This window comes from Flavobacterium oncorhynchi (assembly GCF_002217355.1).
Classification (GTDB): Bacteria; Bacteroidota; Bacteroidia; order Flavobacteriales; family Flavobacteriaceae; genus Flavobacterium; species Flavobacterium oncorhynchi.
Window position 1 is genome coordinate 13,815 of record NZ_MUHA01000021.1, and the last position, 25,740, is coordinate 39,554.

Sequence of the window (25,740 nt, forward strand, 5' to 3'; positions counted from 1 at the left end):
AAATAATAAAGCGAAGCTATTTTCAATTGCCTCCAGTTTTAACTGGAGGTATATTTAAAAAGAATAGAAAAGGCTTTAGCCAAATTATAGATATTTTGGCTAAAGCCTTTTGAGCTTCCTAATTAATTTGTCATCCAGCTAAAGCTGGACGCAATTAAAACTTAAAAAAAAAACTTTGCGCCTTAGCGACTTTGTGGCATAAAAAAAATTACTCAACCTTCTTTTTCTTCTCCAAATTCGGTAAGAACCCAGTAATAACCCCAATCAAAGGCAGAAACGCACAAATCTTAAATACATATTCAATACTAGTAGCATCGGCAATTTTTCCTAAAATAGCAGAACCTAAACCACCCATTCCGAAAGCAAATCCGAAGAAAAGACCCGCTACAAGTCCGACTTTTCCAGGCATTAATTCAGTTGCATAAACTAGAATCGCTGAGAATGCCGAAGAAAGAATCAATCCGATAATTACAGATAAAGTTCCAACCCAGAATAAAGAAACGTAAGGTAACATCAAAGTAAACGGAGCAACACCAAGAATTGAAACCCAGATTACATATTTTCTTCCATATCTATCTCCAATTGGTCCTCCAATTAAAGTACCTGCCGCAACAGCACCCGAGAATAAAAATAAATAGACTTGTGATTGCTGAATCGTAATATGAAATTTATCAATAAGGAAGAAAGTATAATAACTCGTAATACTGCTCATGTAGAAATATTTAGAGAAAATAAGAACCAAAAGAATAATCAACGAACCAATTACTCGGTTTTTAGACAAATGATGCGTCTCGATTTGGTGAGAAGCTTTATTAGCATTTCTTTCCGATAAATGTGCCGTGTACCAAATCGCAATTTTATACAAAGCAAAAACACCAACTAACGCAATAATACAAAACCAAGCGATATAAGATTGTCCATGCGGAATAACGATAAAAGCAGCTAATAAAGGTCCAATTGCACTTCCTGCATTTCCTCCCAATTGAAAAATAGACTGCGCCAAACCTCTTTTTCCGCCCGAAGCTAAATGTGCCACACGAGAAGATTCAGGATGAAAAATTGAAGATCCAATTCCGATTAAACTAACTGATAGTAATAAATAAGTAAAACTTGAGGCAATTGAAACTAAAAAAAGTCCAATCATTGTAAAACACATTCCAACAATTAGGGAATAAGGTTTAGAATTTTTATCAGTATACATGCCCACAAATGGTTGTAAAATAGACGCCACCATTTGGTAAGTTAAAGTGATAATACCAATTTGAGTAAAACTTAGATTAAAATTTTCTTTCAAAAGTGGATATATTGAAGGAACTAGAGCCTGTAAAAGATCATTAATTAAATGAGAAAAACTTATAATGAATAAGATCGAGTAGGTTGTTTTTTTAACTATGTCAGGATTTGCTTTGATAGTGTCCATGCGTTATCTTTTTTTAATTTTAATTAGTGTTAAAACAACAATTGTGTTATTTTTTGCAAAGATTAAAAGAATACCAATGTCAGAATTGCTATATTTGGACAATGAATAACCAGATTCGGACATATCGAATGGCGCAGGAGCATGGATACAGAGTAGATCCATCAATTCCTGTTATTGGCTATACCGAAATGGTAACCAACGAAATGTGTATTTCGCACTCACATCCAAGAGGTCAGTTAATCTATGCTACACGTGGCGTGATGAACGTTGTCGTGGGAAATAATATTTGGGTTGTGAATCCGCTGCAGGGCTTGTGGCTTCCAGGCGGAGTGGAACATCAAGTTACTTTTCAGAAAGACGTTAATTATTACAGCGTTTTTATTGATCCGTCTGCAATGGAAGGACTGCCAACAAATAGTTTTTCTTTTGATATTCCGATGTTTTTAAAGCAATTGGTTTTCAAAATTATTTCTTTTGGAATAGAAGGAAATCTAACTCCGCCACAAAAAAGAATCATTGCAGTTTTCTTAGACGAATTAGCTTTAATTGAGCCAAGTGCAACCTTTTTGCCAACAACCAATCACGAAAGACTTCAAAAAGTAGTCGAGCTTTTAATGGAAGATATTGCCAGCAAAAACACGATAGAATACTACGCCGAAATTTCTTTTATGAGCACTAGAACTTTATCCCGCTTATTTATTAAAGAACTGGGAATGAATTTCAGCGACTGGCGAACGCGTTTAAAATTGTTAGAAGCCATAAAACGTTTGGGCGAAAAGCAATCCATTAAAGAAATTGCCTTCAATTTAGGTTACGAAACTACAAGCGCCTTTATTTATATGTTTAAAAAGCATTTAGGCAAAACACCTTCTAATTATATTTTAGAAGATGAAAATGAATCTGATAGAATGATTGCTTAGCTTCTTAGTCTAAATTAGAACGCGGATTAAACGGGTTTGCTATAGCGAAGACACGGATTTGCGCAGATTTTTTCTTTTAGTTATATCCAAAATAACCGCAATCATTGTCATTTCGACGAAGGAGAAATCACACTAGAAGCTCCATGAAGTATGTTTTCAATCTTTGTCGAATCTCACGTGTGATTTCTCCTTCGTCGAAATGACAAAAAATACGCAAAACAAAAAATCCGTTTCAATCAGTGTCTTTACGAAGTAAATCCGTCTCATCAGCGTCCTCTAAAATTGTAACATCATTTTTTTTAGTACTAAAAAAGTGATAACTCGTAATTTTTCCCTTAAAAAATTATCAAACATTGCAATTTTTTATGAAATAACAGGATACTACAGGTTGTGAAATGTAAAAATAACACTTATCTTTAGTCCCTAAATATACTAACTATGCTAAACCGCTTTTCTATTTTTAGGACTTTACTTCTTTTTGTTGCCTTTTTATTCTGTTCTCTGTCATCTGCACAGGAGAAAACAAAAGAAGCAACATGGATCTGGTATCCAGGTGATTTCGAAGTTTGGTTAAGCAATAAAATGCAAGTAAGACGTACAGAACGTGAAGCGGTATTCCCTCCGCTTTGGCAATATTACAGTCCGTACGCTTTGGTTACTTTTCAAACAGAAGTAGATATTCCAAAGTCAGACGAAGTGAAAATTTACTCAGAAGGACCTTTTCAATTGCTTCTAGATGGCGTTCAGATTTACGGACAGCCAAAATCAATCGCAATTCCTGCCGGAAAACACAAAATTTCTTTTAAAGTTTACAATCAGGAAGTGTTGCCGGCTATTTATATTGCTGGTAATTATGTTAAATCTGATGCATCTTGGAAAGTAACCAATGAAGATAAACTTTGGATTGATGAAACTGGAAAAGCACAACAATCTGGTACGCCATGGGTTCCTGTTGGTTCTTGGAATTTTAATTCTCCAGAAAATAAACCTTCTCAGTTTAAACTAACAACCAAACCTTTAAGCGCTAAAAAAACAGAAAAAATAGGAGCTGGTCAACTAGTAGATTTTGGTAAAGAAACTTTTGGTTACATTAAAATTCATGGTTTAAAAGGAAAAGGTAAATTAGCATTGTATTATGGCGAATCTCGTGAAGAAGCTTTAGATTCTGCCAAATGCGAAACTTTAGATCATTTATCTTTTGATGGAAAACAATCTGAAACTTATACACATGATGGTTCGAAAGCATTCCGCTATGTTCAGGTACAAGCAGATGCAGGTGTAAAATATGATTCGATTTCGATGCTTTATGAATATCTGCCACTGGACTATCGTGGTGCATTCAAATCTTCTGATGAACAATTGAATAAAATTTGGGATGTGTCGGCTTACACGATGCATTTAACGTCTCGTGAATTTTTTATTGACGGAATCAAACGTGATCGCTGGGTTTGGTCTGGTGATGCTTATCAAAGTTATTTAATGAATTATTATTTGTTTTTTGATTCGGCTTCGGTAGAACGAACTATGTTAGCACTTCGCGGAAAAGATCCTGTAACTGCTCACGTCAATATCATAATGGATTATTCGCTGTATTGGTTTGTAGGTGTTTACGATTACTATTTGCATACGGGCGATACAAAATTTATCAAGACTTTTTATCCAAGAATGAAATCACTTATGGATTTCTGTTTAGAAAGAAGAAACAAAAACGGATTCCTAGAACCTTTAGAAGGCGATTGGGTTTTTATTGACTGGGCAGACGGATTGCCAAAAACAGGCGAAGTTAGTTTTGAGCAAATGCTTTTAGCGAGAAGTCTTGAAGCTATGTCAGTGAGTGCTGAAATTGCGGGGAAAAGTGAAGACCAAAAACAATATCAAAAATTAGGTAATGATTTAAAAACGAAATTATTTGATGTGTTTTGGGATAAAAAGGAAAACGTAATGAAGCATCAGCGTATTGATGGAAAAATTCAAAGCATTGTAACCAGATACGCTAATATGTTCGGTATTTTCTTTAATTATTTTACTGAAGAGCAAAAACAAAGCGTAAAAAATAAAGTACTCTTGAATAAAGATGTTCTTCAAATCACAACTCCATATATGCGTTTTTACGAGTTGGAAGCATTATGTGCGATGGGCGAACAGAATTATGTTTTAAAAGAAATGAAAGATTATTGGGGCGGAATGTTAAATGAAGGCGCAACCTCTTTCTGGGAAGAATACAATCCGAACAAAAAGGGAACGGAGCATTTAACGATGTACGGTCGCCCTTATGGAAAAAGCCTTTGCCACGCTTGGGGCGCAAGTCCGATTTACTTATTAGGGAAATATTATTTGGGTGTAAAACCAACTGCTCCAGGTTATTCAGAATATGAAATTAAACCAAATTTAGGAGGTTTAAAATGGATGGAAGGAAAAGTGCCAACACCAAACGGAGAAGTTGCCGTGTATTGTAGTACCAAAGAAATTAAAGTGAAAGCAGGCGAAGGAGAAGGGAAATTGATTTTTGAAAGTGCCAGCAAACCTAAAACAAACTCTGGAACGATTACAGAATTAGCAAAAAATAAATATCAATTGATTGTAAAACCTAATGTGGAGTATAAAGTGAGTTATAAGGCTATTTGAGTTCTTAGTCCTTAGTAATGTAATTAGTTTAGTGTGTTACGTTTAGTTTGTCATTTCGAGGAACGAGAAATCTTCGCAAGTAGCTCCACAAAGATTGATATGCAAAGCGTGTTCAGCAAACGAAGATTTCTCCTTCGTCGAAATGACAAGATTTGGGGGAAATGCATAAGAAAGAATAAAAGCCAATAAAAAAATAAAAAACCAATGTTTTCAAAAAACACAAAATACAGCTTCAAATTAAAAACAGCATTCTTAATGCTATTAACCGTCTGCATTCAAGCCACAGCACAAACCACCGCATGGAAACCAGCATCATTTGAGATTGTAAAATCAAATTACAAAACTTTCAAAACCACACAATACGCTCATGTGTTTTCAGGAAGCAAACACAATATTGTTCGTTTAGCTCCAGAATTACAAGGTTTGCAAGGCGTTGAACTTCCTTTAGACAAATATAAAAATGGAACGAATGCTCCGTTACAATTAAAATTTAAGGAACCAGTAACTGTTTTGATTGGTGTTTTTCAGGATAAAAATGCTAAGTATCTTCAAGCCGATAAACTTCAAAATGCTAAATTAATTTTAGAAAGTGGGGTTACTATAACAGGATTGCCTTCAGTTAATGTTTATGCGGTTTCCTTTTCAAAAGGAACACAAACATTAAATTTTGGAAAAGGATTATTTGCTTTTTTAGGAGTTGTAAAAGCTTCTGAAAAACTAAACGAAAGAAATGCCAATTTCCCAGACGGAAAACTTTGGAATCCAACTTTTATCGTTGAAGGATTTTCAGATGAAAAACCGCTTTTCGAAATTATCGGTGGAGAGAACAAACCCGTTATTGATGAAAGAATGTCTGGAACAGAAGAAATCCAAGGCGGTTTTGAGGGTGGACGTGTGGTAAAAGTCGGAGATATCTATCATATGTTTCCAACCGAAAGAGCGGGCGAAAAAGGCGTAGATTATTATTACGATCGTGTAAAAACCAAAATTGGACATTGGACAAGCAAAGATGCAATCCATTGGAAAAGAGAATCTACAATCTACCAAGCGAGTGGAACTTACGCTGTAACGGAAGATGATAATCCAATGAACGATCGTCGTGCTGCTATTTGGTCGTATATGCCTGTTTTTAATGAAAAAGCAAACAAATGGTACGGCTATTATTTGGCTTATACGGTAAGTAAAGAAATAGAACCAAATCACTCTTTCGGAAGAATTTGGCGTTGTGAATCAATGGTTGAAGGAATCAACGGAATTGGCGGACCATATAAAGATATGGGAATCATTATGGAACCGGGATTAGATTCTCAGCCTTGGGAAGGACGTCAGGGAGTTGCTTCGTTTTTTCCGTATCAAGTAGGCGACAAATATTTCGGATTTTACAGCGGTGCGTATCCATTCAATTCATGGGCAGATTATCCGAAGAAATCAGGAAAAGGCTGGTTTGTAGCTTTAGCCGAATCCAAAAGTTTAGAAGGTCCTTGGTTGAGAATGAACAAAGGCTTGGAACCCATTAAAACCATGCATCCACAGTTTGTTGAAAATCCAATTGTTAGTCAATTACCAAACGGTCTGTACATTGCTATTTTCGACGGAGGTCCAGACGGCTGGGGGCACCATTTACCCAACATGATTGCATATTCGTTATCAGCAGACGGAATTAATTGGGCAGAAGCACATTATTTACCAATCGAAACTAAAGTCGATAAATGGTGGGATATTATGAGAACGCCATTATGTTTAATCCCGGAAGGAAACGATGTTTATACTATAGTGTATAATGCCATCGATTTAAAAAGGAGATTTCACCCAACCGGAATGGTAAAAGTCAAACTGAATAAAGATGTAATGGAATCCAAATTAAAAGAATTGAAAAAAATAAATTAAAGTTTCCCGCAGATTTTGCAGATCAGGCAAATAAAAAAAAATCAGCTAAATCTGCAAAATCTGCGAGAGAAAAATAAGAAAAAACTTAGTCCCGATAGCCATCGGGATAGCGCCTAAAAGGCAAAAAAAAACATAAAAATGAAAATTAAATACCTAATCTTAACCATTTCAGCATTTGCCATAACAAGCTGTGCAACTAAATATAAGAAAAGAGAAATCAACGAAACAGTAATGCAGGAGATTTATGAAGAAATCAAAACGCCTTATAAATACGGTTTGGTAATGGTTCCTACCGACAACTCATACAAAATGGATTGTCCGAGTGTGTTTAGAAAAGACGGGAAATGGTATATGACCTATTTAATTTACGATGGACGAGGTTATGAAACTTGGTTAGCAGAAAGTGATAATTTGTTAGACTGGAAACATTTGGGAAAAGTAATGTCTTTTTCAGAAAATGAAAAACATTGGGATGTAAACCAAAAAGCAGGATATATTTCGTTGCAAGACCTTACTTGGGGCGGAAGTTACGAATGGGAAAAGTATGATGATAAATACTGGATGAGTTATTTTGGCGGAGACAGCAAAGGTTACGAAGCAGGGGTTTTATCAATCGGAATGGCATATACAAAAGAAGCGCCGACAAAACCACACGAATTCCAAAGATTAGAAAATCCAGTTTTAACGCCAAAAGACAAAGACGCCAGATGGTGGGATAATAGTACGATGTACAAAAACAGTGTAATCCGTGATAAAGATAAACTGACAGGACACAATTTTATCATGTATTATAATGCCCGTGGCGATAGTATAAATCCTGCTAAAGGTGCTGAGCGTATTGCTATGGCAGTATCAAATGATATGAAAACTTGGAAACGTTATGGCGATAAACCTTTAATCAATCATCATAAAGGAATTTCGGGAGATGCTTATATTCAGCGTATTAATGATACTTGGGTAATGTTCTATTTTGGAGCTTTCTGGACGGGATGGGATCAAGGTGCGTTTAACCGGTTTGCCGTTTCGAATGATTTGGTAAACTGGACGGACTGGAAAGGTGACGATTTAGTTAAATCTTCTGAACCTTATGATGATATGTTTGCTCATAAATCATTTGTTGTAAAACATGATGGCGTTGTCTATCATTTTTACTGTGCCGTTAACAAAGCAGAACAAAGAGGAATTGCCATTGCAACGTCTAAAGATTTAGGGAAAAGCAAATTGAATTTTGTGGCACCGCCGGAGAAAAAGACGAAGAAATAGTTATGAGTTATGAAATACCTTAATACTCCCAACTGAAATGACTCCGTTAGGAGCCTCTCGTCGGTAGAAAAGAAATAGCACAGAGAAAATTTGTCCCTTAGGGACAATTGAATCAAATAATAATGAAAAATAATATAAAGCCAATGTTTACATCAAAATCAAAATACAATAATCCATTTTTACGATTACGATTTTTGACGTATACATTTTACATTTTACTATTCACATCTTACGGAATAAACGCCCAATCCGTAACAGGAGAACCAGCGGGAGTTCCGGAATTACATAAAAAATACGAATTTGCTCCGTGGGAAGATCCAACAATTACAAGCATCAACAGACAGCCATCAAGAGCAACTTCATATTCATACACTTCTGTTGAAGACGCACTAAAAGGCGACAGAACCAAAAGCCGAATCCAGATGCTAAATGGCGATTGGGATTTCAAATATGCTGTAAATTTAAAAGAAGCTTCAAAAGATTTCTATAAAAATACTGTTTCAGGTTGGGATAAAATAGAAGTGCCTTCGAATTGGGAAATGAAAGGGTATGACAATCCAATTTACAAAAGTGCTGTATATCCGTTTCGACCAATAAATCCGCCATATATCCCGAAAGATTATAACGGAGTTGGTTCTTATCAAAGAAGTTTTACTGTTCCTGAAAATTGGAAAGATATGACCGTGACTTTGCATTTTGGAGCCGTAAGTTCAGGTTTTGAAGTTTGGTTAAACGGAGAATTTTTAGGTTATGGAGAAGACAGTTTTCTGCCATCAGAATTTGATATTACGCCTTATTTAAAAACAGGGGAAAATGTAGTTTCAGTTCGTGTCATTCGTTGGACGGATGGTTCTTATTTAGAAGATCAGGATCATTGGCGTATGAGCGGCATCCAGCGTGAAGTTTTCATTATGGCAGAGCCGAAATTACGTATTCAGGATTTCTTTGTTCAGACGAAATTAGACAAACAATATACAGATGCGATCTTTAAACTGCGCCCAAAAGTAGAAAATCTTACAGGAGAAAAAGTCAAAGATTATACGATGAATGTACAGTTATATGATGCCAATAATACTGCAATGTTCAAAGAACCACTTCAAAGACCAGTAATTGATTTAATTAACGAAAGTTATCCTCGTTTGGATAATGTTCGTTTTGGATTCTTTCAGGAAACGATCAAAAATCCGAAGAAATGGAGTTCAGAGGAACCTAATTTATACACAATGGTTATTTCCATAAAAGATAAAAATGGCAATGTTACTGAGGCGAAAAGCTGTAAAATAGGTTTCCGTTCAATTGAATTTTCGAAAGAGAATGGAAAAATGCTCATCAACGGAAAAGAAACTTACGTTTATGGCGTAAACCGTCACGATCATCATCCGACAAGAGGAAAAGCGGTTACGAGAGAAGATATCAAACAAGATATTACCACGATTAAAAAGTTCAATTTCAACTTTATACGTACGAGCCATTATCCAAACGATCCTTATTTCTACGAATTATGCGATCAATACGGAATCATGGTTATGGACGAAGCGAATCAGGAAACACACGGAATTGGCGGTAAATTAAGCAATGACCCACTTTGGACGAATGCTTATATGGAACGAATGATTCGAATGGTCGAAAGAGATAAAAACCATCCGTCGGTTGTGATGTGGAGTTTAGGAAATGAGGGCGGAAAAGGGCCAAATCATGCTGCAATGTCAGGTTGGGTTCACGATTTCGATATTACACGTCCAGTTCATTACGAACCTGCGCAGGGAAATGCCAAATTAGACGGATATATTGATCCGCTTGATCCAAGATATCCAAAAACAATCGATCACGCTTATCGATTCGAAAATCCGCAGGATGATTCGTATGTTGATATGGTCAGTCGTTTTTATCCGGGCGTTTTTACACCGAAATTTTTAGTAGATCAAAAGAAAGATACTCGTCCGATTATTTTTGTGGAATATTCGCATGCAATGGGGAATTCAGTTGGAAATTTAAAAGAATTATGGGATGAATTCCGTTCGCTTCCAAGAGTGATCGGAGGTTGTATTTGGGAATTTAAAGATCAGGGAATCGTGAAATTTGATTCCAGATCTGGTCAGAATTATTTTGCTCACGGAGGAGATTTTGGCGAGAAATACCATGACGGAAACTTCAATACAAAAGGAATTGTAGATTCTAACGGAAAACCAAAAGGTTCTATTTTTGAGAATAAATGGGTGTATCAGCCAGCGATTTCGACTTTAAACGGAAATCAATTAGAAATTAAAAATCGTCAGGCTGTTAAATCATTAGAAAGTTATATTCCGGTTTTAAAAGTTTTGGAAAACGGAAATGTAATTAAAACTCAAATTTTAAAACCATTAAAAGTAGAAGCAGGACAATCAACAACTTTAGATATCAGTTCTTATCTTCCAAAAATGAAAGCCGATGCCGAATATATTTTAAATATAGAATTCCAGCTTTCAAAAGATGAATTTTGGACTTCAAAAGGTTACGCTGTTGCGGAAGATCAGTTTATATTGAAAAAGAAAGAAGTCGTTTCTCCAGAATCTAAAAAAGAAATTTTAAACGTTTCAGAATCTGATTCCGATTTCAAAATCAAAGGAAAAACTTTTGATATTACAATTGGAAAAATAAACGGAGCTTTAAGTTCTTATATTTTTAACGGAGAAGAGCAAGTTTTTGCGCCGTTGCTTCCGAACTTCGTAAGACCACTTACAGACAATGACAAACGTGGATGGAAATCGCAAAAGTTGTTGAAACAATGGTATAAAGCAAAACCAAAATTGGTTAATATTTCAATTGACAAATCAGCTTCAGAAATCAAAATTACAAGCGATTACGAAGTAATAAAAGACAGTGCGAGTGTAAACGTAGTCTATAACATTTTACCAAACGGATTAATAAAAGTAGATTACAGTTTAAAAGCTTCAGACAAACTACCAAACATTCCAAAAATTGGAATGCAGATGGGAGTTCAGAGAAAATTCGATCAGATTTCATGGTACGGAAAAGGAGAACTAGAAAATTACAGCGACAGAAGTTTCGGTTCGTTTGTTGGGAAATATTCGCTTCCAATTAATGATTTTATCGAACATTATCCAAAACCGCAAGAAAACGGAAACAGATGTGATGTAAGATGGATGGCTTTGACTACTCCGCAAAAAAACAACGGATTTTTAGTAGTAAACGATACCAAAGTTTTAAGTATGAGCGCATGGCCATATACACAAGAAAACTTGAGTTCATCTGGTCATACATATGATTTAAAAGATCCTGGATTCTTGACTGTAAACATCGATTTAATCCAAATGGGAGTAGGAGGAAACGACAGCTGGACATTGGTTGCACAGCCTTTAGAACAATATCAGATTAAGTCTGGAAATTATGAGTATAGTTTTTATTTGACGCCTTTCAGGGGTTCAAAAAATCAATTGGAAAATAGTTTGAAGAAATTTAAATATTAGTAATTGATAATTAAAAATTAAGAATTAAAAGTTACAGTTTGTCATTTCGACGTAAGGAGAAATCTTCGCAAGAAACTCCACAAAGATAGGATTTTCGTTACGGAGCTACTTGTGGAGATTTCTCCTTACGTCGAAATGACAAAAAAGACGAAAAAAAGTAAAAAATCTGCCAAATCAGCCAAATCTGCGAGAGAAAATTTTTCCCGCAGATTTAGCAGATCAAACAGATCATCAAACATAGCCCGAGGTTTAAACCTCTGGAAACGTATTGTTTAATCACGTTACGTCCCAATGGTTGAAACCATTGGCTATGTTTTTAATAACAAATAATACATCAAACCCGACAGGTTTCAAAAACCTGTCGGGTTTACAAACAAAATAAAAACAATAAAATGTTTCAAAAAAAACACCTCTTTTTTATCCTCCTTTTAGCAAGCTTCGTCTCTGCACAGGAAGTCCATAAAAAAGAAACCAACTTTCAGCCAACATTAGAATCCTCAAGACCTTGGGTATATTGGTATTGGATGAAATCGGCGTATTCTAAACCTGGAATTACGGCCGATTTAGAAGCTATGAAACAAGCGGGAATTGCGGGTGCTTATTTAATGACTATCAAAGGGCCAGCCAATCCACCATTGATAGATCCGCCGGTTTTGCAGTTGAGTCCGGAGTTTTGGGATATGATTCATTGGGCTTTTAAAGAAGCAGATCGTTTAGGTTTGAAACTAGCTTTTCACGGAGCAGACGGATTTGCCGTTGCAGGCGGGCCATGGATTACACCAGAAATGTCGATGCAGAAAGTAGTTTGGTCGACGACTGAAATTTTAGGCGGAAAAAAAGTTACGTCAAAACTACCAGTTCCAGCGCATTACAAAGACTATTATAAAGACATTGCCACTTTTGCGATTCCGATTAAAGAATACCAAATTACGTCGCAGGTGCAATTGCCAAAAGTAACCACATCAAACAATACAGATGCATTGTTTTTGGCGGATCCTAAAAAAGACGAAAACTTCAAGTTTGTAGATGCAGGATGGATTCAATACGAATTTGCGCAGCCTTTTACCTGCAAATCAATTGTCATTGAAACCAAAGGAAGGGATTTTCAGGCACAACGTCTAATTGTGGAAGTGAGCGATGACGGCGTTCATTTTAGATTTCACGAAAGACTGATTGCACCGCGTCATGGCTGGCAGGATATGGATTTCCCAAATACACATACCATTACGCCAGTTACAGCAAAATATTTCAGATTTGTTTACGATCCAAAAGGGACAGAACCCGGAGCAGAAGATTTGGATTTTGCGAAGTGGAAACAAAACCTGAAAGTGAGTAAAATTACACTTTCGAATCAGTCGCTAATTAATAATTACGAAGGAAAATCAGGAGCAATTTGGCGTTTGACTCCACAGACTACTGAAAAAGAAATTCCAAATTCTGATGCATTCAAAAAATCAGAATTCATCAATATTTCCAATTTTGTTGATGCTGATGGAAATTTGAATTGGAAAGCACCAAAAGGAAAGTGGAAAATTATCCGAATGGGACATACTTCTACAGGGCATGAAAATGCAACTGGCGGAGCAGGAAAAGGACTGGAAGTTGACAAATTTAATCCTGAATTAATTCGTTTTCAATTGGATCATTGGTTTGGAGAAGCCGTTCGTTCTGCTGGATCAGAATTGGCTTCAAAAGTTTTAGAAATCCTTCATTTTGACAGTTGGGAATGCGGAAGTCAAAATTGGTCTTCGGTTTTTCAGGCTGAATTTAAAAAGAGACGCGGTTACGATATTGTAGAATATTTGCCTGTAATGGCTGGAATTCCGATAGAAAGTGCCGATTTCTCAGAGAAAGTTTTATACGATATTAGAAAAACAATTGCCGATTTAGTGTCCGATAATTTCTATGGAACTGTAGCACAGATTGCGAAAGAATATAACGTTAAGTTAAGTTCAGAAAACGTTGCACCAACAATGATGAGCGATGCATTGTTACATTATAAATATGTTGATTATCCGGGTGGAGAATTTTGGCTGAAAAGCCCAACACATGACAAACCTTTCGATATGGTTGATGCCATTTCGGGCGGACATATTTATGGAAAAGATATTATTCAGGCAGAATCTTTTACCGCTTTACGAATGGATTGGGACGAACATCCCGGAAATCTAAAAACAACAGCAGACCTCAATTATGCTTTAGGAATCAACCGTTTATTCTATCACGTTTTTGTCCATAATCCGTGGACGGACAGAAAACCCGGAATGACTCTGGACGACATTGGAACCTTTTTCCAAAGAGACCAAACTTGGTGGAAGCCTGGGCAAGCTTGGTTTGATTATTGTCAAAGAGTGCAGTTTCAATTGCAAAAAGGAAAACCTGTAATTGATCTGGCAGTTTTTATTGGCGAAGATTTTCCTTCCCGTTCTTTTGTTCCAGATCGTTTGGTTCCTTTTATTCCGAATGTTTTCGGAAAAGAAAGATTGGAAAGCGAGAAAATCCGTTTAGAAAATGAAGGTCAGCCAACGGCAAAAATGCCAAAAGAAGTCACCTATTCTAAAAACATAACTGATTTATCACAATGGATTAATCCGCTAAATGGTTATCAATATGATTCTTTCAACGCTGATGTTTTAATTAATCGTGCGAAAGTGGTAAACGGAAAAATCTCATTTGATGGCGGAATTGAATATGGAGCTTTATTCTTTCCGGGAAGTCATAAAATGGCACCAAATAAGATTTTGTCTTTGGCTTCCGCCGAAAAAATATTGCAATTACTAAAAGACGGTGCAACGATTTTTGTAGATGAAAAACCGAATCTTCAGCCAGGAATTCAATCAGAAACCGATCAAAAGAAATGGCAGGATATAATTGATGAAATCTGGAATAATTCCAATTCATCAACATGGAAAATCGGAAAAGGAACGGTTGTTAAATTACCGTATTTAGGAAATGATTTTACTTCCATCGGAATTACTCAGGATATTTATTTTCGTAATCTAAAGCGTTTGGAAGCCGAAACATTGGCTTGGACACATCGTAAATCGGATACTGAAGATATTTATTTCATTTCCAATCAAAAAGGAGAAAAAAGAATATTTGATGCTTCTTTCAGAATAGCAGGAAAAGTGCCGCAATGGTATAATCCCGTAATAGATCAAACTTCGGATTTAGCGAATTGGAAAATTGAAAACGGAAGAACAATTGTTTCGATAGCTTTAGAGGCCAACGAGTCTGGTTTTGTGATTTTTAAAGGAGAAACGAAAGAAGTTTTAGCACAAGGAAAGTCTTCTGAATTGGAGAAAGTTCAGACTTTAGGTGAAAACTGGGAATTGCAGTTTGATCCTGAATTTAAAGGCCCAAAAGAGGTTGTAAAAACAAATAAGCTTTTTGATTGGAGCACTTCCGAAAATGATCAGATTAAGTATTATTCGGGAACTGTAATCTATAGAAAAGATTTTGTCTGGAAAGGAAAAAGCACAGATAAAATTTGGTTGGATTTAGGGGAAATCTCAAATATTGCCGAAATCAAAATCAATGGAAAAGACTGTGGAACGCTTTGGACTTTCCCTTTCAAAACAGACATTTCAAAAGCTTTACAAAAAGGAAAAAATTCAATAGAAATTAAAGTCACAAATACTTGGGCAAATAGATTAATCGGCGATCAAAAATTGCCAAAAGAAGAAAGATTAACGTGGACAACAGCGCCATTTCGATTAGAAGGGGAACCGTTGTTGAAAGCTGGATTATTAGGGCCAGTTATAATTTTACAGGAGAAATAAATGTTAGCCACAGGTTAAAATGATTATTTGGATTGTCACCCTGAGCGAAGTCGAAGGGCGCTTCAATTAGAATCGGGCTTCGACTTCGCTCAGCCTGACATAACTAAAACTAATAATCCTTTTTAATCCTTTAATCTGTGGCAAAAAAACAAAAAAAATGAAAAAATCAATTATTGCATTATTAACGATTTTAGCAAGTTTTCAAATCAATGCCAAAATCAAACTGCCAGCATTGTTTACAAACAACATGATGTTACAGCAAAAATCCAACGCGCCAATTTGGGGCTGGGCAGAAAAAAACGCCAATGTGGTAATCAAAACTTCTTGGGATTCTAAAATCTATAAAACAAAAGCAGACAATTCTGGAAAATGGAAAACGGATTTAAAAACTGTTTCTTTTGGTGGACCATATACAATTGAAGTTTCAGAAGGAACTGAAAAAGTAACCATCAAAAATGTTTTATTGGGCGAAGTTTGGCTTTGTTCGGGGCAATCGAATATGGAAATGCCTTTGAAAGGATTTCAAGGACAACCCGTTAAAAACGGAAATGAAATTATCGTAAGATCAACCAATAAAAACATTCGTTTAATTACAATTCCAAGAGCAACTGTTCTAGAACCTTTGCAAGATTTTGAAGGGAAATGGGAAGAAGCTTCTCCAAAATCAACATCCAATTTTAGTGCAACTGCTTGGTATTTTGGATCGCTTTTACAGGAAGTTTTAAATGTTCCTGTGGGATTGATTCATGTTTCTTACGGCGGTTCAAGCATGGAAGCTTGGATGAATAAAGAAATGCTGAAAGATTTTGCAAGCGCTAAAATTCCGACCACAAAAGAAGAATTAGCAAAAGATCCAAATCGTGTTCCGACGACTTTGTTTAACGGAATGCTTTCGCCTGTAATTGGTTACGGAATCAAAGGCTGTATCTGGTATCAGGGCGAATCGAATTACGAAAGAGCAAGTGAATATACCGCTTTGATGAAGAAAATGGTTTCAAGTTGGAGAACGTTATGGAATCAGGGAGATTTTCCTTTTTATTTCGCTCAGATTGCGCCGTTTAATTATGCTTCTTTTCATCCAAAAGATTATTTGGAAAAATACAATTCAGCATATATAAGAGAAGCGCAGTTTAAGGCTTCGAAGGAAATTCCGAATTCTGGAATGGCGGTTTTAATGGATGTAGGAGAAGAAAATAACATTCATCCAATGGATAAAGAAAAAGGCGGAAACCGTTTGGCTTTTCAGGCTTTGGCAAGAACTTACGGAATCGAAGGTTTCGAATTCGAAAGTCCGAAATACAAATCAATGGAAATAAAAGATGGCGCTTTAACAGTTTCTTTTGATGATGTTACCAATGGAATTACGTCTTATGATAAAGAAGTTTTAGGTTTTGAAATAGCAGGAGAAGATAAAGTTTTCTATCCTTCTAAAACGGTTGTTAGAAGAAAATCAGTAGTTCTAACTTCTGATAAAGTAAAAAATCCAGTTGCTGTTCGTTATTTATGGAAAGATTTCGCAAAAGCGGAATTGTTTAGTGCAGGCGGTTTACCGGTTTCTTCCTTTAGAACAGACGAATGGTAATTATGAATTGTGAATGATGAGTTATGAGTTTGGCGTCTAGTTTGTCATTTCGACGAAGGAGAAATCTTCGCAAGTAACTCGACAAAGATTTGGATCTACTATAATGATTTTTAAGAAGCTTAATTTATAATTCTCGCAGATTTGGCAGATTTAGGAGATAAAAATAAATCTGCTTAATCAGCTAAATCTGCGAGAGAAAATAAAAAAATATACCTACAAGGTTTTCAAAACCTTGCAGGAAAGAAAACGATGAAAAATAAATTACTGATAATACTTTTCCTTACCACGCTTTGCCTTAAAGCGCAAATTCCTACGCTCGATAATTACAATCAGGTTTGGACAACGCAAAGCAATAATTCATCAGAATCGATGCCTTTGGGAGGCGGAGATATTGGTATGAATGTCTGGGTAGAGAAAGGCGATTTGTATTTCTATTTTTCACGAAGCGGGACTTTTGATGAGCATAATACGTTATTGAAATTAGGAAGAGTAAAAGTGAGTTTGAGTCCTAATCCATTTGAAGGAAAAGAAGGTTTTCATCAGGAATTAAAATTAAAAGAAGGTTACGTTTTAGTCGGGCAAAATGATACTAAAATCAAACTTTGGGTTGATGTTTTTAAACCGATTATTCATGTTGATTTAGAAAGTAAAAATCCGTTAAAAATGTCAGCTTCTTATGAAAGTTGGCGTTATCAAAACCGTTATCCGAAAGGAAAAGAGAACAATGCTAATTCCTATAAATGGGTGCCTCAGGGAGAACTTATTACTTATAAAGATTCTATTTCGTTTGAAAATAACGGCATCAAGTTTTATCACAGAAATAGAGAAAATACTGTTTTTGATGTAGCGGTTAAACAGCAGAAAATGGAATCGGTAAAAGATCAAATGCTGAACCCAATTGCGAATCTGACTTTCGGCGGATTCATTGCAGGAAATAATCTAAAACCAAGCGGAACGTATTTAGGAAAATATCAGTCAACAGATTTTAAAGGTTTCAATTTATCAAGTATAAAACCATCCAAAAAACATTCATTAGAAATATATTTAAATACCAATCAATCTGATTTTTCTACTTGGAATAACGGATTGAAAAGTTTGGTTTCTGCAAATAAAAATACAGCTAAACAAGCAGAAAAAAACACTCAAAAATGGTGGAATAATTTCTGGAATCGCAGTTTTATTTTCACTCAAAAAAATCAATCGACTGTCAAAGATTCGGTTTATCAAATTGGACAGAATTATCAGTTGTTTAGATATATGCTTGGGTGCAATGCGTACGGAAAATATCCAACAAAATTCAACGGCGGACTTTTTACAGTTGATCCTGTTCATACTAATAAGGACCTGAATTTTACACCCGATTTCAGAAATTGGGGAGGCGGAACGATGACAGCTCAAAATCAGCGATTGGTTTATTTCCCGATGGTAAAAAGCGGGGATTTTGATATGATGAAATCGCAGTTGGATTATTATGTAAGTCTTCAAAAAAATGCGGAATTGCGTTCGCAGGTTTATTGGAAACATAACGGTGCTTCATTCACAGAACAATTAGAAAACTTCGGTTTACCAAATCCTGCTGAATACGAATGGAAACGTCCCGCAGACTACGATCCAGGAATGGAATATAACGCTTGGCTGGAATACGAATGGGATACGGTTTTTGAATTCTGCCAAATGATGTTGCAACAGAAAGAATATGCTGGAGAAGACATTCAAAAATACAATCAATTCATTATAAGCTGTCTTCGATTTTTCGATGAGCATTATCAATATTTAGCTAAACAAAGAGGAAGAAAAGCTTTAGATGGAAACGGAAAATTAGTTCTTTTTCCAGGTTCAGCTGCTGAAACTTATAAAATGGCGAATAATGCTAATAGCACGATTTCGGCTTTGCAAGTTATTACTGAAAATCTTTTAAACCTTTCTGGGAATCAATTATCCAAAGAAGATTCAGAATATTTAAAAGCATTTCAAACCAGAATTCCGCCTTTAAATTTCGGGCAGATTGAAAATCATAAAGTTTTACTTCCTGCCAAAACATGGGAACGAGTTAATAATTCGGAGGTTCCGCAATTGTATCCCGTTTATCCGTGGGGAATTTACGGCATTGGAAAACCTGATTTAGAAACGGCTTTAAATACATGGAAATACGATTCTGATGCTATAAAATTTAGAAGTCATATTGGCTGGAAACAAGACAATATTTTCTCAGCTCGTTTGGGTTTAACCGAAGACGCAGCAAAATATAATACAATGAAAATGGCCAATTCAGAGAGACGTTTTCCAGCATTCTGGGGGCCAGGTTTTGACTGGGTTCCAGATCATAATTGGGGCGGATCAGGAATGATTGGCATGCAAGAAATGCTTTTGCAGGAAGCAGATGGAAAGATTTATCTTTTCTCAGCGTGGCCAAAAGATTGGAACGTTCATTTTAAATTACACGCTAAACAAAATACTACGATTGAAGTCGAACTCCTAAATGGAGAGTTAAAGGTTTTAAAAGTAATTCCAGAAGAAAGAAAAAAAGACATTATAAATCTGTTAGGAAAATCCGAAGCAGAGAAAACGAAATTAAACTAACTATTGCCAATCAAAATGATAAAGAAATTAATAAGTGGTGCTGTTTTGTCCATGCTTTTGACCACAAATGGACAAGCACAATCAGTTCAAAATACTGATAAACAAATTGTAAAAGTCGACTTTGATTTTTTTCAAAGAAGACTAGAAGAAGTTCATGATCCGAGTTATGATTCGTGGGTAATTAATGAAGGAAAAGAAGCGGAGAAATCATTTAATAATATGTCTTTTAAGTTAAAAGGAAACTTTACTTCAAAGTGGTACAAAGTGGGCATGAGCGCTCCATTTTATAATAGATTAGGAAGTGATGGTTTGGTTACGGCTGAAAATTTAGAATTAAAAATCAGTGGATTGAAAGCAGGAAAACATACACTTTTGACATTTCATAACGCCTTTGATGTGATTACAGGAAAAACTTTTTCTCCAATCAAAATCTATGTAAACGGAAAACTTAAGGAAACAGTAAATGCAAGTCAGAGAGCCAATGCTAAAGTTGATGCTTCAATGGCTTACATTTCTTTTAATGCTGAAAAAGGCAAAGATGTAATTGTTCGTTTTGAAATTGATCCGACTTCAAATCCTGATATTGTAAAACAGATTGTAATCAATGGCTTCGAAATTGATACGCCAAATTTGATGAATCAGGCTCGTACTCCACAACCAAAAAATAGAGATGAACATGTTGAAGTGGGGAAAACTTTAACTTTAAAATGGGACGCTGTAAAAAATGTGGCTTCTCATAAAATATATTTCGGTGAAGATAAAAATGCAGTAGAAAATGCAACAGAGGCTTCGAAAGAATTTAAAGGAAAACTAACGGAGAAATCTTTTACAGTTTCTGATTTATACAGTGGTACAACTTACTATTGGAGAATCGATGAAGTGGATAATAATGGCGCAGTGACTTTAGGAAATGTTTGGTCGTTCAAACCTGCTCAATTAGCTTTTCCAGGTGCAGAAGGTTACGGTCGTTATGCTGTTGGAGGTCGTGGCGGAAAAGTAATTGAAGTGACCAATTTAAATGATGACGGACCGGGAAGTTTACGTGATGCTATCAATCAGGAAATTGGACCAAGAACGATTGTTTTTAATGTTTCGGGAAATATAAAACTGGCTTCGAGATTAGTAGCAAATCAGCCTTATATTACTATTGCAGGACAAACCGCACCAGGCGAAGGAATTACGATTAGCAGAGCGCCAATTGGATTGACAGGAAATGATGGAGTGATTCGTTTTCTAAAAGTAAGAATCGGAGGCGGAACTACTTTTGACGGAATGGGATTAACTGGTGCAGATTACAGTATTATTGATCATTGTTCTATCAGCTGGACAATTGATGAATCGTTTAGCTCACGTGGTGCGCATCATATTTCGTTGCAAAGAACTTTAATTTCAGAAGCTTTAAATGTGGCAGGACATGATAAATATCCTGCTGGAAAAATGCACGGTTTTGCTGCGACTATTGGCGGTGATATCGGTAGTTTTCATCATAATTTACTAGCGCATAATCAAGGTCGAAACTGGAGTATTGGTGGTGGTTTAAACGGTGACGGTTATTACACAGGAAGACTGGATATCACAAACAATGTGGTTTACAACTGGGGAGGAAGAACAACTGACGGAGGAGCTAACGAAGTGAATTTTGTCAATAATTTTTACAAGCCAGGTGCTTCAACTACCATATTTGTGGCATTAAATGCACAGCATGAAGGTGTTGGAAAAGGAATGCAACGTTATTATTTTAACGGAAATATTATGCCTGGTTACTTTGATGAGAAATCTCAGGATAAAGGCAGAAAATCGACTGTAACAAATAGAGAAAAAGTGGAATATGAAACTTTTGTAGATAAACCATTTTTTCCTTCTTATGTAGAAACACAATCAGCGAAAGCGGCCTATAAAAATGTACTTTCTGATGTTGGTGCTAATCAGCCGTTTTTTGACAAACATGATAACCGAATCATAGATGAGACTTTAAAAGGAACTTTTACTTACAAAGGAAGTAAAAGCGGTTTAGGCGGTATGATTGATAACGAACAAGATGCAGGAGGATGGCCAAATTTTGCATCAGAAACTCGTCCTGCAGATTGGGATACTGATCATGACGGTTTGCCAAACTGGTGGGAAAAAGCTTTTGGATTAAATGAAAACTCGGCTTCAGGAGATTTCTCAGATGCTAATTCAGATACTGATAAAGACGGATTTACTCAGTTGGATAATTATTTAGATTGGCTGGCTCAGCCTCATTATTTTGTGAATTTAAAAGATAAAAAAGTTTTAAACGTAGCAGATTATTTCAAAGGTTTTGAAAACAAACCAGTTTACACTTTCTCTGATGTTAAAAATGGAAAAGCCAATTTAAAAGGAAAAGAAATTCAGTTTACGGCTTCAGATAAAGGTTTCGCTTCTTTCATCGTTACTGTAAAAGATGCGGATGGAGATTCAATGAGCAGAACGATTAATTTCTTTATTAAGTAAAGAGATTTCACGCAGATTTAGCTGATTTAGGCAGATCTACGCAGATTTTATTTTAAAGAGTAAAAATCAAAAAAAATCTGCTAAAATCTGCTGAATCTGCGTGAAAAAAAAGCTTCAGATTAGGAGATTATAATAGATTAAAAGAAAAAATAAATCAGCACAATCTGCTAAATCTGCGAGAAAAATTTAAACTCTCGCAGATTTGGCAGATAAAGCAGATTAAATTTATATCAAAATGAAAAAGAACATCATCATATCCTCTTTATTTCTTTCAACGGTAATCTTTGCCCAGAACAAAGGTTTGGTTGCGAATTCAGAAAGTCCGTATTCGAAATTACAGAGTGTAGGCTTGCAAGACGTAAAATGGACAAACGGTTTCTGGAAAGAACAATTTGATGTAGAAACCAAAAATACCTTGCCGTATATGTGGGATTTGTATCATAACGATGAGATTTCGCATGCTTACAAAAACTTCGAAATTGCAGCAGGATTAAGCAAAGGAGCTTTTAAAGGCCCTTCTTTTCATGATGGAGATTTTTATAAAATTTTTGAAGGAATGGCTGCGACTTATGCCGTTACAAAAGATAAAAAACTCGATGCCGAAATGGATAAAGCTATTGCGCTTTTCGCTAAAGTACAGCGTAAAGACGGTTATATTCACACGCCGGTTTTAATTGACGAACGCTGGGGAACTTTAGGCCCAGAAGAAGTTAAAAAACAACTGGGTTTCGAAAAATATAATATGGGGCATTTAATGACCGCAGCCTGCATTCATTATCGTGCCACTGGAAAAACAAATTTCCTAAATATTGCAAAAGGTGTTGCCGATTTCTTATATGATTTCTACAAAAAAGCTTCGCCAGAATTGGCTCGAAATGCAATTTGTCCGTCACATTATATGGGAATTGTCGAAATGTACAGAACGACTAAAAATCCGAAATATTTGGAATTAGCTAATAATCTAATTGACATTCGTGGTACTACAAATGACGGAACCGATGATAATCAGGATCGAATTCCGTTTAGAGAGCAGACTACTGCAATGGGTCACGCTGTAAGAGCCAATTACCTTTACGCCGGAGTAGCCGATTTATATGCCGAAACTGGAGAAAAGAAACTATTAGATAACTTAGAATCCATTTGGGATGATGTAACGTATCGTAAAATGTATATTACTGGCGGCTGTGGATCTTTATATGATGGTGTTTCGCCAGACGGAACTTCTTATGATCCAACAGTGGTTCAGAAAATTCATCAGGCTTACGGAAGACCTTTTCAACTGCCAAATGCAACAGCTCATACCGAAACCTGTGCCAATATTGGAAATGTGTTATGGAACTGGAGAATGCTTCAAATTACGGGAGATGCCAAATATGCTGACGTTGTAGAATTGGCATTGTACAATAGTGTTCTTTCTGGAATGGATTTAGAAGGTGAAAAATTCCTGTATAATAATCCATTAAATGTTTCTAACGATTTGCCATTTCATCAAAGGTGGGGAAATGAACGTGAAGGTTATATTGCCTTATCAAACTGTTGTGCACCCAACGTAACCAGAACCATTGCCGAAGTTGGAAATTATGCTTACAATATTTCAAAAGAAGGTTTGTATGTAAATTTATACGGAAGTAATCAATTGAAAACAAAATTTTTAAACGGAGAAGAAATTGAAATAGAACAGCAAACCAATTATCCTTGGGACGGAAAAATCACTTTGAAAATTGTAAAAGCTCCTAAAGATTTGCAGAATTTCTTTTTAAGAATTCCGGGTTGGAGTCAGAATGCTTCGATTTCAGTTAATAATGCCAAGATTAATGATAAAATCATTTCGGGAAGTTATTTGAAATTAAATCAAAAATGGAAAAAAGGAGATATCATTGAACTAAATCTCCCGATGCCGGTTGAGTTGATGGAAGCCAATCCATTAGTTGAAGAAGTTAAAAATCAGGTTGCTGTAAAAAGAGGTCCTTTGGTTTACTGCTTAGAATCAGATCAGCTTCCTGCTAAAATAAGCGTTAATGATGTGGCTTTGAATTTGAAATCGAAATTTGCAACTAACAATTTCACATTGAGTAACAGAAATTTAGTAAGTATTGATGCAGAAGCCATTATAAATTCGAATAATTCTTGGAATAAGACTTTATACAAACCGCTTTCTTCTAAAAATGAAAATACTGTACAAGTAAAATTGATTCCGTATTTTGCATGGGGAAATAAAGGAAAAGGCGAAATGACGGTTTGGATGTCGCATTAGAATGATTTCAGTAAACTTGGAAAAAGTTGTTACGTTCAGTTTGTCATTTCGACGAAGGAGAAATCTTCGCAAGCAACTCTACAAATATTGAGAATTTAGATTGCAGAGTTTCTAGTGTGATTCCTCGTTCCTCGGAATGACAAAAAACAAGATAAATAAAAACTTATGAAATACATTCTAACCTTACTTTTAATAACAACACTTTCTCTATCAGCCCAAACGCTCGATAACAAATTAGCATTAAACGTTGCGCAAGATGGTTCGGGCGATTTTAAAACTATTCAGGAAGCAATTAATAATGTCAAAGACAATTCGGAAAAAAGAGTTGTAATTACAATAAAGCCAGGTAAATATGTCGAGAAATTAGAAATTCCTGTTTCAAAACCCTTCATTACTTTAAAAGGAGCTGACAGAAATAAAACCATTATTTCATTTGACGATTATTCGGGAAAACCGCTTCGAGAAGCAGATCCGTCTGGAAAAAAGGAATTTGGAACAGGAACTTCATATTCTTTCTTGATTAAAGGAAACGATTGTACACTCGAAAATCTTACTGTTGAAAATACCGCAGGAAGAATAGGGCAGGCGGTGGCACTTCATATTAAAAGCGATCGTGTTATTGTGAAAAACTGCAATCTTTTAGGGAATCAGGATACGCTTTATTTATCAGAAGGAAATACTCGAACTTATTTTGAAAACTGTTTTATTAACGGAACAACTGATTTTATTTTTGGTGCTGCAACAGCTTATTTTTATAAATGCACGATAGAAAGTTTAACGAATTCTTATATTACAGCTGCGTCAACTCCGCAAGGTCAAACTTATGGTTTTGTTTTTGTTGATTGTAAGCTTACGGCAAAAGACAAATCTGTAGATAAAGTCTTTTTAGGAAGACCTTGGCGGCCATACGCTCAAACAGTTTTCATTAATACTTATATTGGTTCTCATATTACACCAGAAGGCTGGAATGCGTGGATTGATACCAGATTTCCTGATAAGGATAAAACGGCGTATTATGCTGAATTGGGAAGTAAAGGTTCAAGTGCAAAAGATTTGTCTCAAAGAGTTGCATGGTCACATCAGCTAAAAAAAGCAGATGGTAAAAAATACACTAGGGATTTAGTTCTAAACGGATGGAATCCTAGTAAATAAACTTTGACCGTGACAAAAAAACTTCCTTTTTCTACAAAATTTGATTATTCTGCCAATGTAATAGATTTTTAAGGAAACTATTTTTGATGCAAATCCTTAATATTTGTTTGTTTTGCACTTATAAAAAGTATTGGTCAGAATTTACGTTTAAAAAAAAAATTTTTTTTGTGAAATTTTTAAGGAATATTCAAAACACTTAAGTTGTAGTATTTGTAGGTTTTATTAGGCTAATATGTACTATTAAAGCTAAGTAAAAACCTCTTATTAGAATTATAAGTGTAAAGTTAACGCTTTAAAATTCAGAGCGTCACAGTGTAATTTTACAAAATTAAC

12 protein-coding genes are annotated in these 25,740 nt (G+C 35.6%); 11 read left to right on the plus strand and 1 reads right to left on the minus strand.

The window, feature by feature from the left end; translation table 11 throughout:
• Positions 1–208: 208 nt before the first annotated feature.
• Complete coding sequence (locus tag B0A75_RS13450; protein ID WP_089054795.1) at positions 209–1,420, minus strand: MFS transporter; 1,212 nt, start codon at positions 1,418–1,420, stop codon at positions 209–211.
• 101 nt (positions 1,421–1,521) lie between these two features.
• Between B0A75_RS13450 and B0A75_RS13455 the strand changes: the two genes are divergently transcribed.
• From B0A75_RS13455 to B0A75_RS13505, 11 genes are all read left to right on the plus strand, one after another.
• Positions 1,522–2,340, plus strand: a complete 819-nt coding sequence (locus B0A75_RS13455; RefSeq protein WP_244284397.1) for an AraC family transcriptional regulator — start codon at positions 1,522–1,524, stop codon at positions 2,338–2,340.
• Between the two features lie 438 nt (positions 2,341–2,778).
• The gene (locus B0A75_RS13460; RefSeq protein ID WP_089054797.1) at positions 2,779–4,965 is read left to right on the plus strand and encodes an alpha-L-rhamnosidase-related protein; all 2,187 of its coding nucleotides are present in this window, start codon (positions 2,779–2,781) and stop codon (positions 4,963–4,965) included.
• A gap of 204 nt (positions 4,966–5,169) precedes the next feature.
• The gene (locus tag B0A75_RS13465; RefSeq protein WP_089054798.1) at positions 5,170–6,852 is read left to right on the plus strand and encodes a glycoside hydrolase family protein; all 1,683 of its coding nucleotides are present in this window, start codon (positions 5,170–5,172) and stop codon (positions 6,850–6,852) included.
• Between the two features lie 138 nt (positions 6,853–6,990).
• Positions 6,991–8,115: a glycoside hydrolase family protein gene (locus tag B0A75_RS13470; protein ID WP_089054799.1), complete on the plus strand. Its 1,125-nt coding sequence runs from the start codon at positions 6,991–6,993 to the stop codon at positions 8,113–8,115.
• 122 nt (positions 8,116–8,237) lie between these two features.
• Positions 8,238–11,582 carry a glycoside hydrolase family 2 TIM barrel-domain containing protein gene (locus tag B0A75_RS13475; RefSeq protein ID WP_244284398.1) on the plus strand — a complete coding sequence of 1,115 codons (3,345 nt, stop codon included), beginning with the start codon at positions 8,238–8,240 and terminating at the stop codon, positions 11,580–11,582.
• Between the two features lie 392 nt (positions 11,583–11,974).
• Complete coding sequence (locus B0A75_RS13480) at positions 11,975–15,364, plus strand: glycosyl hydrolase (RefSeq protein WP_089054800.1); 3,390 nt, start codon at positions 11,975–11,977, stop codon at positions 15,362–15,364.
• A 157-nt stretch (positions 15,365–15,521) separates the two neighbouring features.
• Complete coding sequence (locus tag B0A75_RS13485) at positions 15,522–16,946, plus strand: sialate O-acetylesterase (protein ID WP_089054801.1); 1,425 nt, start codon at positions 15,522–15,524, stop codon at positions 16,944–16,946.
• A gap of 249 nt (positions 16,947–17,195) precedes the next feature.
• Entirely contained in the window at positions 17,196–19,526 is a 2,331-nt protein-coding gene (locus B0A75_RS13490) for a DUF5703 domain-containing protein (protein ID WP_089054802.1), read from the plus strand.
• 15 nt (positions 19,527–19,541) lie between these two features.
• Positions 19,542–22,001 carry a pectate lyase family protein gene (locus tag B0A75_RS13495; RefSeq protein ID WP_089054803.1) on the plus strand — a complete coding sequence of 820 codons (2,460 nt, stop codon included), beginning with the start codon at positions 19,542–19,544 and terminating at the stop codon, positions 21,999–22,001.
• A gap of 235 nt (positions 22,002–22,236) precedes the next feature.
• Positions 22,237–24,255: an aceric acid hydrolase gene (locus B0A75_RS13500; RefSeq protein ID WP_089054804.1), complete on the plus strand. Its 2,019-nt coding sequence runs from the start codon at positions 22,237–22,239 to the stop codon at positions 24,253–24,255.
• Positions 24,256–24,420: 165 nt separating this feature from the next.
• The gene (locus B0A75_RS13505) at positions 24,421–25,407 is read left to right on the plus strand and encodes a pectinesterase family protein (RefSeq protein ID WP_089054805.1); all 987 of its coding nucleotides are present in this window, start codon (positions 24,421–24,423) and stop codon (positions 25,405–25,407) included.
• Positions 25,408–25,740 lie beyond the last annotated feature (333 nt).